This is a genomic window from Paenibacillus sp. strain BS8-2, assembly GCF_054483835.1.
In genome coordinates, this window is sequence record NZ_CM137010.1 from 1,843,991 (window position 1) to 1,858,873 (window position 14,883).

Below are 14,883 nucleotides of genomic sequence, written 5' to 3' on the forward strand. Positions count from 1 at the left end.
TCTGGCTGAGCTTGGCGAAGCATCTGAGCTGACGAGCGAAAAGGTGGAGTCGGCTGTTCAGCATTTGGAAGAAAAGTTGCAAGTTAGGCCCAAGGACAAGCGAAGAACAATCGGGGATTCCGACGTTTCCTGCTTCGAGGCTTGCCGAAAGTAAGCTCTGAGGTCGGGTGGCTTTCGCTCGCTCGCCCATAATTTGCTCAAGAAAGCAGCAATAGACCGAAAGCCAGAGATGGCGATGCCGGGAATAACTCCCTAAGCACCGCCATCTCTTTGTTATTACCTTAATTTCATTACGCGAGCTGTTTCTTCAAGCGAGAAACCTGCTTTTGAGTCAGCCCCTTTCTGAAACTTTAAGAGGTTCCAACATTCCAGCATGAGGCCGTAACGTTCACATGAACGTTTGCAGACGCACAATCGCCTGCACACGGTCCATCACTTCCAGCTTGCTGTAGAGATTGCTGATATAATTGCGTACGGTGCCCTCGGAAATGTACATAGCAGCGGCAATTTCCCGATTGGTATACCCTTTCAAGACGAGCCTTGCAAGCTCCTTCTCCCGATCTGTCAGTTGGACATTCGATTGGACGGCTGCCGCAGCTTGTTGCTCCACCGACAGCTTCATCATGCGGCTCGCAAGCTTGGCTGCTACCGCTGATGGCAAGATAAACTGACCGGATACGGTATCACGGATCGCAGCGATCATCTTATCCGCGTCCATGTCCTTCAGCATGTAGCCGCTCGCGCCTTGTGCCATTCCGTCTACAATGTAGTTGTCATCTAGAAAGGTGGAGAGCATAAGGACAAACGTTTCAGGCAGACTCTTCTTGATTTGCTTCAATGCTTGAATACCGTCCATCTCCGGCATCTGAACGTCCATTACAATGAGCTTCGGATGGAGTCTGGCCGCAAGCTCACAAGCTTCTGCACCGTTGCGGGCAACGCCGACGACCTCGATATCCTCTTCCAAATCCAGAATCGTCTTCAAGCCTTCTCTCGTCAGCATCTGATCATCTGCTATAACAATGGTAATCATCCTGCGTTTTCACTCTCCTTCTCTTGCAGCTGATACGGCATTTGAATGCGCAGCAGGCTTCCTTTGTTAGGCTCGGAATCGATCTGAAGCGTACCCTTCAGCTGCTCGACACGATCTCTCATCATGGTAAGCCCGAATCCCATCTTAATGCGGCTTGCACCAGATCCATTGTCCGCAAGACTGAACTGCATCCGCAGTCCGTCATCCTCCAGACGGAAATAAAACTCGCTGCTGCCTCCATGCCGAATGCCATTCGTTAATCCTTCCTGCAGGGCATGGTAAATCACTTTCTTATGCATAAATGACAAATGTGAAGCGGAGGCGATCGAAGTGTGAATCACAACGCCCATATTTCGTTCCGTATCGTGAATAAGCAGCTTTAAAGACTCTTCGATATCGTAGTATTTGTCCTCCTTCAGCATATGGACGGAATTACGAATCTCGCTTAAGCTATGCCTTACAAGATCTTGCGCTTCCTTCAGTCGTACAACCGCACTGTCCATATCTTTGTGCAGAAGCCTTCTCCCCGCTTCAATTTGAAGTACGGTAGAGGTAAGGGTGTGACCGACAATATCATGAATTTCCTGGGCAATTCGGGTTCGCTCCGCGTAGACCGTCGTTTCGGCCAACGCTTCGGAGGTTGCTTGCATCGATTTCTCCAGCGCGCGCGAACGTTCTTCTACCTGCTCTTCCAAGTTGCTCTTGAGAAACTGAATGCCCGAATACAGCTTGGCGTTGGCAATCGATATTGCACATTGGGAGCTGAGCAGCTTCAGCACGTCCAGACGCTTCTCTGTGAATACCCCTGACGACAAATTATTCTCCAAGTAAAGCATGCATAACAGTTTATTCTGATTCATAATTGGCAAACAAAGCACGGATTTCAGATCCTTGTGCTTGATGTAATCATTCCGCTCGAACAGCCCGCTGACTGCTGCATCGTCAACGACCACTTCTTCTTTCGTCCTTGCCGTGTAATCAACGATTGCCGCAGGAACAAGCTCATGCGCTTCCTCCCACGGGATGGACGCTATATGAAGCTTCTCCGGCGTTCCGTATGCCTCAACCTTGCGCCCTTCTTCATCCTCGAAGATCAGCGCACCGTATTCGGCCCCCGCATTTTGCATCATCATACGCATCAACATGCCCAGTAGCTTGTCCATTTCCATCTCACCAGACAAAGCTTGAGCGGACATCACGACGGAATGATAATCGATTCTCTCCAACTGTATTTCCGATTCTCTCTTAAGACTCAACAGATAGCCGAATTTCGACTCCATATCCGCCGTCTTGGCATGCGCCCCCCACTTTCGATACGACTCATACGCTTCATTGATATAAAGCTTAGCGAGTCGTTCCTTCCTTGTGGAAATTGCTTGCTTGGCGAAACATTCCGCTGCCGTCCCAGCATCGTGAATGTACCCATTGGCGCGGGCCGTATCTATGGCACGCTCGTACAAGGTCTCCGCTAATCGATCTTGCTTCCTTATGGAAGCCGCTTCTGCCTGGGCCAGCAAGTATTTGTGCAGATACTGAATGGGCGATCGCTTCGCCATGATTTTCAACCGTTTCAAGCATCCACGTATTTCTTTCCAGTCCGCCCGCTGCTCGCGTTTATCCCTGGAGGCAAATCTTTCTTTCAACACCAACACATAATAAAAGTCATGACTGGAAGTATCGACCGCATGATCCGCTCGCAATTGATTGAGCTGTATACAGCCTTGAAGCGCCGCATGAGCCCCCTCGACATCACCAAAGTAATAGCCTGTAATGTATTGGTAGATATAGATGGACTCCTGGAGGAAATAAGTATCGTCTCCGGGCACAGCTTCGGCAAATGATTTCGCTAGAATGTCAACCCCTGCATACGGATCATTTACGGTCGAATACCCTGCCAGATCAAGAATCATACGAGCAAGAATGGCCGCCTGCTTACTATGCAGAACATTTGAGTTACGTTGCAAATGAGGAGCGTAATCGATAAGTCTGCGATAAATATCCTTCAGCGGATGACTGAATTGGAATAGCAGCCCACAATTGACCAGCATGCTTTGGTTGGCGTTCCAGAGCTCCCCGGACCGAAGCGCGGCTTTGCTGACATCATCTATGGATATAGGCAATAAACCAGGCTCGTATCGTCTCCAGCTGTTATAGCACACCGACAAGGCGGTGACAGCGATGGCGTGCAGCCTCGGATTCGGCTGTGCCACCTTGCAAGCGAGCTTCCCCCACTTATAGGCTGCTTCATACTGATGCTGCTTGAAATCCAGAACCATGGCGTAATTTACGAAGCCGATAGAAGATTCCGGCGCTATTCCGTGATCCAACGTTAACTCTAGCAGCATAAGAGTGGAGGAGAGCCACCATTTTTTGTCCAGCACGAAATTGGCATGACTCGCATAATCCAGCACAGCCATAGCCATTTGGTACCGCTCATCCGTCATTGGAGGTGCTGCTTCAAGAGCTTCAACCGGTTTCTTGCGAAGCTTCCAGTGCACTCTCAGCCATTGACGCAGCAATTGGAGCGAATCGGTTCTCATGCGGCAAGGAGTGCCTAAATAGGCTAATGCCTGCTCACTTAATGTAATAACTTCATGAAAGCGATCGCGATTGGTCTCCATTTGGATGAGCATCAGACAAGCCGCTGCTTTATCCATATTGGTTACCGCATTGTTCAGCATATGGTGAAACAGCTCCTGAGCTTCGGCAAAGTTCGCGCTCCGAAACTCGGCTTCCGCCCGTTCTTTATAAGCTTGATAGGTTAATCCATAACATGCCTTCCATCCTTCTGCTTCTAGCAGCTGCGTGGCCAGACGCAAGTAACGAAGCGATGCCTCATAATCGGCAGATTGCTTAGCCTCAACACCCGCATGCAGGTTCAGCTCCGCCAGCTCTTCCCACTTTCCTTGCTGGACAAGCATTGACAAAGCTTGATTCCATTGACTTAACACCTCGAATACCGTAACCGCCTCGCCTGCTTTCCAGCGTTGGAACAGAAGCTCTCCAATCTCCAGATGCAAACGGGTTTTCTCTGGCTCAGAAACCAGTTGATAAGCTAACTTCCTAATCCGATCGTGCTGAAAGGCATAAACCCTGTTTACGATGTGAATCGGCTGCAGCAGCCTTCGAACCTCGGCATGGAGACCTAATTCTAGCAGCTGCTCCTGAGTCATGTCCGTAATGACAGAGAGCGTACGCAGATCAAATTGCTTACCCAGAAAAGCCGCTCGACTTAGTACATGAATGGTGCGGGCGGGCAACTGCTTAAGCCTGTCCGCCAGCTCTGCCGCCGCATGCTCGGGCACATTCCGTTCCAGGATGGCTTGAATATTCCACTCCCAGAATCGACTCCGGTCATTGAAGCTCACTAATTCATGCAGCCATATATCCTGCAGGAATTGTTGAAGCAGCATGGGGTTGCCTTCCGTCTTGCGCAGCAGAACATCAAGCAGCTCCTCGCTCCTCTCAACAGGCCCTTGCATGACAGGCTGTAACATCACCTTTAGAGCCGCGCGATCGTAATCGCCCAGTTGAATCTGCCCCGTCGATGTACCAAGCCCGACTAGCTGGCGGGACAGCTCTTGCAGCTTATCCTGATGGCGTGCTTCCTGATGTCGATAAGCTCCGACGATCAGCAGATGATTTGTGGCCTCATCCTTAAGCAAATCGAGCAAATATTGAGTGGCTGCTTCATCCGCCATATGCCAGTCGTCAAGAAAAAGAACCAACGGCTGCCCTTGCCCCAGGAATAGCTGAATGAATCGATTCATGGCAAGATGGAGCCGTGTCCTTGCTTCCAGCGGATTCAGCTCCCTCGTTGCCGCTGTCTGTTGCGCTCCTATAAGTGCCGCTAGGCGAGGAACATGGTTGATGAGAAGCTCTCCGCCGTTCTGTACAGCGTCCCTTATTTTTAATTTCCACATTTCCGCTTGCAGGGAGCTTAGCGTTAGGAGATGCGCCGTTAATTGATCAACTGTCTGCAGCCATACGTCATAAGGAAGCCCCTCCGAATTCGCCTTTACTCTGATAAACAAGCCTCCTGCTGGCATCGCGCTGCGAAGCGTCTCCCGGACAAGCGAAGTCTTGCCAACCCCAGACTTCCCACTAACCCAGATGACCTCCTGCGCTCCATCACAAGTTCTCTGCAACGCCTGAAGCAGAACCTGCTGCTCGGCTTGTCTTCCGATAAGGCCTCCTGATACAATCCATCTTTCCGAAATATCCTGATTAGCAAGAGGAAACGTCCGAACTTTACCAGAGATACGCAGCTGGACCATACATTCCTCCAGATCTGACTTTAGGCCAAATGCGCTTGCGTATCGCTCTTCCGGCATCTTCTCCAAACATTTTAATACAATATCCGAAACCATCTTGGGGATGGATTTGTTTCGATAAGAAATTGGCTCTGGAGGTGTCGCCAAATGCTGATAGACCAGATCCATTGTATTCTGCGCGAGAAACGGCGGTCTCCCGGCAAACCATTCGTACAGAATGGCGCCAAGCGCATAGAAGTCCGAACGGTGGTCAGGCATCCTGCCTGTTCTACCCGTTTGCTCCGGCGCTGAATAAGCAAGAAGCGAATCCAAACGCCTTGTCGCTGATCGAGAGGCTGTATGTTCCCTTCCATCAACATTAGAGGAACGAACATCCATTAGCTGTACTTCTGTAAAGCTATCATTGACGAGCATAAACATAGGCGACAGCTCGTACAGCGTCATGTGTTCACGATGAAGCTGACGAACACACTCGACTGCAGAAATCGCCGTCTCCATAAGCTGCTCCAGCTTTAAAGAGGTCCTTTGCGTTTGCATGAGCTGCTCCAGCGTCATGCCTCCTGGATCTTGCAGGAACATGCAGGGGCGCTCGCCCAATACCTCTAATCGTTCGGGGAACAGCGTTCCCTTCCCCCGCAGCTCACGGAGCCTGTCAAATTCCTCCTCGAATGAGGCTTTCATATCGGAGCCCGAATAGAACTCGCTGGTTGTCTTCACGATGAAGCGTTGACCGTCTCTTATATGCTTAACACGATACAGACTAATCTCCTCATTGCTTCCAAGCGTCTCGACAACTCGAAACCCCGATAATTCCAGCATCATTCTCACCTACTCGCGTTCTAAATTTGCGTTTTACTGACCATCATATCAAAATTTTAAATTCATTCATACACAAGGTTTCCATAATAGGTTAGAATAAATAGTAGCCTATTCATTTTTTCAATGAATATATGGAAAGATTTGGTGATTTAATGAGCCTACAAGAGGCATTTCTACTATTATTTTCTCATGGATTGCCCATTTTATTTTTTGCGTATATGACCACAGACGTCCTGTTGAGGAACTTCAAGAAGACTGAGCATATCCTGCTTAGTTTAATTGCATTCTGTTACTTGCTGCTATTCGCGGAAGAGTACATCCGAAATCAGGTGTCCATCGAGCATAGTCCCTTACTCTCTTCCCTCTGGCTGAGCAGCGTAGGGATCATAATCCCTGGTTTATGTTTTCATTTCCTGATTAAATTTACTCGGCTAGACGCCGGGCTTCCCCGCTGGCTGTACCCTTGGGTGTTTTATCTACCGCTTATATTTGTTATCCTCAATCTGGCTACAGGCGCGCAGCTTATCTCTCCACAGCAATTTGCAGAAGTTGGCATGTGGAAGCTGCCTGTCTATAATGAAGGCTACTACGTAGCTATGTCATCTAGCGTATTAATGGATCTCCTGTTTATCATTCCACTGATGAGGGCGATTTCCAAAGCCGAAACGCAAGAGCAACGAGCCATCTATATCCAGCTCATCTGGGGAATTGCGGTATCCATTGCCTGGCATATTGTCTTTGGTTATATAAACTTCGGTGACAGCTTGCCGCCTTACCCTTATTTGTACAGCGGCATCTTGTGGTGCTACTTCCTAAGACGAACGATGCGCAAGCATGACTTCCTGAACCTGTACGACAAACGATTCGAGAAGCTGTTCAACTTGAACCCGGACTCTATTCTACTCGTAAACCTGGATGGCAAGGTCAAAAATATTAATCCTGGTGCGGAACGTTTCTTCGATTCAATTGGACTGGCGCCGGGTCTATGTCTTGGGATGCTTGGCTCTGACATTCACAGCCGCATCGAGGCCCAGCTGGAGATCAAACAAGTCATGACGGAGCTCGACACAAGCTCAGGCCGCTTGGTGCTGCTCGCTAACGCCGACTATGTATGGGTCGACAATGAATGGCATATTCTCCTCATCCTGCGTGATGTGACGGCGCAGAAGCAGCAAGAGGAAGAAATTCGTTTTCTCGCCTATCACGATCCGCTTACGCGTCTTCCCAACCGCAGATATTTCTACGAGAAACTAGACGCCGCCTTGCAGGAGGCCAAGACTTGCCAGGAGACGCTTGCTGTGTTGCTGATCGATCTCGATCAACTGAAATGGCTGAACGATAATCGCGGTCATCTCGCAGGCGATGACGCCTTGCGGCAAGCGGCCCGAATCTTACAAGAAGCAGCAGCCGACCGAAGTGCAGCTGCAAGAATGGGCGGCGACGAATTTATTCTGCTTATTCGCAACTCGCCTACCCCTCAAGAGATTCATACGCTCATTCAGCACATTCAGGAGAAATTCGCCCAATACACCTCAAGGTACGGGAAACTTGACGTTACTATTGGCATCAGCATTGGCGCGAGTTATTACCCGGCTGATGGAACCGACGGGCAAGCGTTAATTAATGCAGCCGACAACGCCATGTTTGAGATGAAGCGCGGTCGAGAGAGAGAGTAGCTTCTCTCTACGTGCTCAGGCCAGGCCGCATTGCATATGCCAGTTAATAAGGAGGACAGGCCGCCTGGGGCGCCTGTCCTCCTTATTATTATGACTTCACTTGCAGCAATCTCAGAATCATGGTCACCGCTTCCGCTCTTGTAGCAGTGTCGTTAGGAGCAAAGCGATTGCCATCACGCCCTTGGACAATGCCCACACTCTCGATGGAAGCGATCGGCCCTACGGCCCACTGCGGAATATCCGATTGGTCCGCATAATCCGACTTCGCATTCTCCGCGTAATCCGAACCGTAAGCCCTAGCTATCATAACAGCAAGCTCTGCGCGTGTAATGCTTGCATTCGGCCTAAAGCTGCCATCCTCATAGCCCTTAATGATACCGACTTCCGCATTCGCAGCTACTGACGTTCTTGCCCATTTGCCAATGCTTGTCCAGTCTGTAAAGGCTAATGAATCAGCTATAGCCTCCAGCTTCAAGGCATTGGCGAGCATAACTGCAAATTCCGCGCGTGTAATTTGCGCTTCCGGTTGGAATGAACCGTCTGGATAGCCGCCCGTAATGCCAAGCTTCGCAGCTTCCTCAATGTTGGTTTCAGCCCAGTGACCAGCGATGTCGCTGAAGGAAGGCTCCTCCACCGTCTCCGCCGTCTCGTCAACCAGTTGTCCCGTCTTCTCATCTACAACCAGTACCGCGAATTTCGTAAAGTGGTCTACATCCGCCGTCACCTGGTTTCCGCTTACTTCTCCGCCGATCGAAACCCATTTCTTATTCACTTCATCATAGTAGAAGATCGCAACCGATTGCCCTTGCTTAACCTTCGATTTGTCGAAGACAAAGGACAGCACCACCGGCTTGTCAAAATTGCCCGCTACATTCTTAAGCATCTCGTATACGGGACTTGCCATCAATTCGCTGCGAATAATCCCTGAAGTATTAGCGAGCTTCTCGATCGTCACTCTCAGCTCGCGATTGGAAGCACCCGCCGGGATCATGACCGTAACCGCATTATCCAGCGAGACGCTTCCCGAGGATCCGCTTGGCACGGTAATCTGACCATTGGTCGAATGCACCGGCAACACTGCTCCTCCGCCAGAAGTATTGCCCGAGCTTCCGTTGCCGCCAGGAGGCGTAGAATCGGAAATCGTTACCGTTACCGTTTGGTCCGCGCCTTCACTAAACTCAAACGTCAACTCCGTCGTTCCGACTGCAAGCTGCGACAGATAGGAGGCGTTAATCGTTATCGACGTCCCATCCTCCGTATAATCTGTCCCGGCGATTAATACGTGCTGGCCGTCATGAATGAATGCAAGCTTATTGCCGTTCTCCTGAACCTCAACGCTTATGTCGACTTGACTCGGTCCGTATTTATCGAAGGTCGCTGTGCTTAGGTCCAGACTGCTGTCTAACACATGATGCTTAACCACAGCAAAGGATTGATTGTAGCCTGCCGCAATATTCACAACGTTGGACAGCTGCGTAATACGTGTTGGTGTGGAAATTTTACTATAATCTCTAGTATCCTGGCCAACTTCACCCGAGTTATTACTCCCCGATGCATATATTTCTCCTGCAGCCGACAGGAACAAGGAATGATTCATACCCGACGTTATTTTTTTAATCTTGGGCAAGCTTTCAATCTTGGTTGGCACACTAAGACCATATTCAGCTTCGGAACCATAGAAGACCCCTTGGCCCAATTGGCCAGCCCCGCCATAGCCAAACGCATATACCTCTCCCGACAGACTTAATAGGAGTGTATGATCGCCGTTTGCCGCAATTTGCTTCATGCTGGGCAGATTTGTTAACAAAATCGGCGAAGCTGATCCACCATTTTGTTCCTCTTCATAGAAGTTACCGTCGCCTAATTGACCGGAGTAACCTCCGCCAAACGTATAAACCTTTCCTTCTTCTGACAAGAGTATGGAATGGTCATAGCCTGCCGCAATTGACTTGATCTTAGGCAAGTTCATCATTTTGGTCGGCACACTCAGGCCATAGTCATTACTTTCGACATAGAACTTGCCTTGTCCCAATTGGCCGATGTACCCTCCACCAAACGTGTATACATCTCCCGCTTCGGACAAAAGGATAGAATGCTCGCTGCCAGCTGCAATCGCCTTAATCGGCGGCAAATTTTCAATCTGAGTTGGCACATTTAGACCAGCATGGAACTCGCCGTCGCCCAACTGCCCAGAATAGCCAGCTCCAAATGCATAGACTTTACCATCAGCCGTCAGAACCAATGAATGAATGCCGCCTGCGGCAATTGACACAGCCTGAGTTAAACCTTCAATCCGTTTCGGCGTACTCTCATGATTCGAATCACCTTGACCCAGCACGCCACTTCCGTTGCCATTGCCAAAGGAATAGACACTGCCGTCCGAGGTCAGAACCAGTGTATGCCTATACCCAGAATCGACGTCTACAACCTCGTTGCCGCCAAAAGCATTCAGATGATGCGGCAACCAGTGGTTGTTGCCATCCGCAAGACCCAATTGGTTATAATCGTTTTTCCCGAATACGAACAAACCATCTTGGCTGAAATCTGGAACCGGTGATTCGCTTACGGTAATCTTCACAATCTGATCTTCACCGCCGCTAAAGGTTACAGCCAAGTCCCCAATACCTATAGCAGTTCCGGCCAGGTAGGATTTGTTTATCGTGATTTGATAACCTGATTCGCTTACACGATAATCCGTCATTGCCTGCAGTGTGTTTCCGTTATAAGTGATGCCCCTTACTACATTCCCTCTTAGAGTAGCTGTAATGAGGATATTCGCCTGTCTCTCAGGATGTTTATCGAAGGTTGTGCTCGACGAGGTTACTGAGCTGTTCACTTCTCCGGCAACCACAGTAAATCCGTTTGAATTGCCGCCCCCAATAGCAACAGCTGACCCCGTCATGCCGACAATCTTCTTAGGTGTGGCTTGCGTGTAATTGTCATAACCTTGGCCTTGACCTAGCCGGCCATCTAAACCTTGACCGAATGAATAGACACTGCCATCTGCCGTAATGGCTAGAGAGTGCGTATAACCGGCAATTACCGACGTCACGTTCTCAAGACCAGTAATTTGTATTGGCGCTGTAGGCTGTGAATACATTGTCGAATCAATGCCCAGTGTGTTGTAAACATTAAGACCCATGCCATAAACTATTCCATCAGCCGTTGCGAAGAGTGAATACCTGTCTCCTGCAGATATAGAGAAGAAGGTTGTGCCCCCCGGAAACCCTTGCATAAGCGTCGGTCCCATACCACTGCTATTTCCTATATTGGAAGAGCCAAGAGCACCGTTCTGGTTAAGACCAAAACCATACACGATGCCGTTTTCTGTTAAGACTAAATTGTGATCCTCCCCGACAGACACATCTACAGCTTTCGCTCCCCCCGGAAGCGATACTTGTATAGGCGTGTGCTCATAACCTGTGCCTGGAACGCCAAGGAGATACCCGTCCTTCTTACCGAGAGCATACACATCGCCATTCTCCGCAACCATGAACGCACGGTTAGGACCTGCTGCAATAGCCTTCATGGCCGGCAGCTCCTCATTTATTAACGTTGGCGTTGGCGTTGGATCGCTGTACGAGACATTCGAATCTCCAAACGACAATGAACCAAACATGTATACGGAGCCCGTGACCGACAATGCCATGGAGTAATCTTTTCCTGCCGCTATCGACTTCACTTGAGGCAGCCCCGCAATTTCGACTGGAGATGCCATACTATTATCGTTCGCATTCGGGACACTTCCCAGCTGTCCGAATGTATTGCTTCCGATGCCATAAACCTTGAAATCCGCATCGAGCGCAAGAGAATGTTTTTCTCCTGCAGCTACTTGCGTAATATTCGATAGGGAAGACACTGCGGTAGGATATAGAATCACATCCATCCATGGTGGATTTGCCACCCCTAACTGTCCCACATCATTTTTGCCAAATACAACTACCCCGGTGCCTGCCGCCGACATTTCATTACCCGGCGCTGCTGTTGTCATCGGCGAATACGCCATTGTCTGTATCACATGAACTGCCAGGAAAAATATCAAACACTTTGATAGTAGTGTCAATCGCGACTTTCGTTTTCCTCTCGACCCTGCATGTTCCATTGCGCTTATCCTCCTTCATCCTATTCACGAATCTCTTATAACCAGTATTATTATAGGAGTATCGGTTCATGTCGAATAGTGACCGGAGTCAGTACTTTTGTCATATGACAAATTACTAAATTCTAGGACTTAAGACCAAAAGCATGCTCAAACTGACAGCGGCTAGGTCTATTTCATGTGCAAAAAAGGTCCCTTGACAACGCCCCCAGCCCCCATTGTATTTGTAATTAAATAATTAAGTATTTGGTTATTACATGGATGATAAAATGGAGAACTATGAAATGGAAAACACTGAAACAACACAACTGGAGATGCTCGTCCATCAATCTTAATTTCATTACGCGAGCTGTTTCTTCAAGCGAGAAACCTGCTTTTGAGTCAGCCCCTTTTATTTTGCTAGGGTAGGGGGGGCAAATTGTTTGAACAATGACAGCGACAGCCTTCTCTTGCATTGAGCGCCATGAAAATTTGTTATATGATAAGGATGGTTTCAGCGGCACCGAACGTCTGAAGTACTATGCGATTGCGATAATGGGGGCGCTCTACATGATGAATCCTAAACAATTAAACTATACAATGCCGGCCGAGTGGACGGAGCATGAACGTACTTTTATCTCTTGGCCGGTACAAGCCTCGATGGTCTATCCCGAACATTACGAGCAAGTGAGCGCAGGTTACGCCGAGCTGGTGACGGCTATCGCCGAATTTGAGCCGATTACGGTTGTCGTTAATCCTGCTGATCTCGAGCGAGTGAGCGCGATCTTCGCTGGCAACGAGGCTGTAGAATGCCTGCCGATCGAGCATAACGATGCTTGGCTTCGCGATAACGGCCCTACATTTGTTGTGGGCGAGGATAGCGAGGTTGCAGGCGTGAACTGGAAGTTCAATGCGTGGGGCGGCAAATATTCGCCTTGGGATCTGGACGATGCTGTAGCGCCGCAAATATTGAAGCATGTGAATGTGAAGCAATTCGATGCGCCGCTCGTCATGGAAGGCGGCTCCATCCACACAGATGGCGAAGGCACCCTTCTGACGACTGAAGAATGCCTGCTTAACACGAACCGTAATCCCGAGCTGAGCCGCGAGGTGATTGAAGGTTATGTTAGAGATTTCGTCAATGTAGAGAACATCATCTGGCTGAAGCGCGGACTGAGCGGGGATGAAACGGACGGTCATGTCGACAATATCGCTTGTTTCGCAGCGCCGGGCGTGGTTATCCTGCAAGTGTGCGACGATCCATCCGACGATAATTATGCGATTACCCAAGAGAACCGTCGTATTCTGGGCGAGGCGGTGGACGCCAAAGGCCGCAAGCTCGAGATCATCGAGATCGAACAGCCTCCGTACGCCGAATATGAGGAAACGCGCCTTACGCTCAGCTACTTGAACTTCTACTTCGTCAACGGCGGCATTATTCTGCCGGTGTTCGGCGGCGGGGCAGAGGAGACGGATCGTAAAGCGATCGAGAAGCTGCAAGCGGCGTTCCCGGAGCGCCGAATTCGTACGATTGATGGTATGGCTGTTATTCGCGAGGGCGGCAACGTCCACTGCACGACGCAACAAATGCCGGCACGCCGGGTTTAACAGAATTCGAAGGAGGGTATCGATTCCGATGAGAACCGTGAAAGTAGCGGCTACGCAAATGAGCTGCACAACCAACATAGAAGAGAATATTCGCAACGCCGAGAAGCTGGTGCGCCAAGCTGCGGCAGAAGGCGCGCAAATTATTTTGCTGCAGGAGCTGTTCGAGACGCCGTATTTCTGCCAGAAGGAAAAAGCGGATTACTACGTGTATGCGACGGAGCTGGAAGAAAACAAAGCGATCAACCACTTCCGCGGTATTGCCAAAGAGTTAAACGTCGTGCTGCCGATCAGCTTCTACGAGAAGAAAAACTATGCGCGCTACAACTCGCTTGCGGTCATTGACGCCGACGGCGAGGTGCTGGGCAAATACCGTAAGAGCCATATCCCTGACGGTCCGGGGTACGAAGAGAAGTTCTACTTCAATCCTGGAGACACGGGCTTCAAGGTATGGAAAACGCGTTATGCCAAAATTGGAATCGGCGTATGCTGGGATCAATGGTATCCGGAGGCGGCGCGCAGCATGGCGCTCATGGGTGCCGAGCTGTTGTTCTACCCAACTGCGATCGGCTCGGAGCCGCAGGATGGCTCAATTGACTCCAAGGATCACTGGCAGATGTGTATGAGGGGTCATGCGGCTTGCAATCTCATGCCGGTCATTGCGTCTAACCGAATCGGCGAAGAGGGAGACGAAGATTCTACGATCAACTTCTACGGCTCTTCGTTTATCGCGGGTCCTCAAGGCAACATGGTGGCCGAAGCGGGCCGTGACGAAGAAACGGTGCTTGTCGCCGAATTCGATCTTGACCAGCTGGAGGTCCAGCGCATCGAGTGGGGCATCTTCCGCGACCGCCGCCCGGACTTGTACGGTGTGATCGCTTCGTATGACGGCGAGATTCGGGTAAGATAACCGATAATTGGCGGGTAAGTGCTGGGCAGTGCCGGATGAGTGATGAATGAGTAGACAAGTGATGGGCAGTGGGCAGTGATGAACAAGAGCTGGAAAAGTGCAGAACAAGTGCTGAACAAGTGCTAGCATCCGCCGCATAGCTAGCTCGCATGATAGAGAAACCTCTTGACCAGATGGGTCAGGAGGTTTTTTTGGATTGTAAAGAACTAGAACCTTGTACTTACGTGGGTTGAGAATGTGCTTAGAGTATGCTGTTTCCTCGGGTGAATGATGTGTTTCGTACAGCAATATTCTGCGGTTTGTCTCCAACTGATCTAGATTGATGTATTTGATACAGGAAAAACTAGCCCCGGCGGGGTGAAGAAGGGTTTCAGCACAAAAAATGCTGTGCGAAATACAGGAATACACGGATCCTCGAATTAAAGAGGACGGAATGATGTACAAAATGCAGGATTGTTTATCCATTCAAGGTTAATTCACTCGCATCC

At 49.8% G+C, this 14,883-nt stretch carries 6 protein-coding genes; 3 read left to right on the forward strand and 3 right to left on the reverse strand.

Going from position 1 to position 14,883, the window contains the following annotated elements; all coding sequences use genetic code 11:
• Positions 1–388 precede the first annotated feature (388 nt).
• Entirely contained in the window at positions 389–1,033 is a 645-nt protein-coding gene (locus ACX1C1_RS08130) for a response regulator (RefSeq protein WP_458956599.1), read from the reverse strand.
• A complete protein-coding gene (locus tag ACX1C1_RS08135; RefSeq protein WP_458956600.1) occupies positions 1,030–6,129 on the reverse strand; it encodes an AAA family ATPase in 5,100 nt (1,699 codons plus the stop codon). The genes ACX1C1_RS08130 and ACX1C1_RS08135 overlap by 4 nt, the downstream gene beginning before the upstream one ends.
• Before the next feature lie 233 nt (positions 6,130–6,362).
• Between ACX1C1_RS08135 and ACX1C1_RS08140 the strand changes: the two genes are divergently transcribed.
• Entirely contained in the window at positions 6,363–7,802 is a 1,440-nt protein-coding gene (locus ACX1C1_RS08140) for a GGDEF domain-containing protein (RefSeq protein WP_458956601.1), read from the forward strand.
• A gap of 88 nt (positions 7,803–7,890) precedes the next feature.
• On the opposite strand, the gene ACX1C1_RS08145 is transcribed toward ACX1C1_RS08140, so the two are convergent.
• Positions 7,891–11,904: an RCC1 domain-containing protein gene (locus ACX1C1_RS08145; protein ID WP_458956602.1), complete on the reverse strand. Its 4,014-nt coding sequence runs from the start codon at positions 11,902–11,904 to the stop codon at positions 7,891–7,893.
• Positions 11,905–12,453: 549 nt separating this feature from the next.
• Here ACX1C1_RS08145 and ACX1C1_RS08150 point away from each other — a divergent pair.
• Positions 12,454–13,488, forward strand: a complete 1,035-nt coding sequence (locus ACX1C1_RS08150; RefSeq protein ID WP_458957630.1) for an agmatine deiminase family protein — start codon at positions 12,454–12,456, stop codon at positions 13,486–13,488.
• A gap of 28 nt (positions 13,489–13,516) precedes the next feature.
• Positions 13,517–14,395, forward strand: coding sequence for an N-carbamoylputrescine amidase (gene aguB / locus ACX1C1_RS08155; protein WP_458956603.1), 879 nt, complete (start codon positions 13,517–13,519; stop codon positions 14,393–14,395).
• The last annotated feature ends 488 nt before the right edge of the window (positions 14,396–14,883 follow it).

Bases quoted from the DNA above. Each gene is read 5' to 3' on its own strand.
- ACX1C1_RS08130 (WP_458956599.1), bottom strand. From the start codon at position 1,033: ATGATTACCATTGTTATAGCAGATGATCAGATGCTGACGAGAGAAGGC.
- ACX1C1_RS08150 (WP_458957630.1), top strand. From the start codon at position 12,454: ATGAATCCTAAACAATTAAACTATACAATGCCGGCCGAGTGGACGGAG.
- ACX1C1_RS08135 (WP_458956600.1), bottom strand. From the start codon at position 6,129: ATGATGCTGGAATTATCGGGGTTTCGAGTTGTCGAGACGCTTGGAAGC.
- ACX1C1_RS08145 (WP_458956602.1), bottom strand. From the start codon at position 11,904: ATGGAACATGCAGGGTCGAGAGGAAAACGAAAGTCGCGATTGACACTA.
- aguB (WP_458956603.1), top strand. From the start codon at position 13,517: ATGAGAACCGTGAAAGTAGCGGCTACGCAAATGAGCTGCACAACCAAC.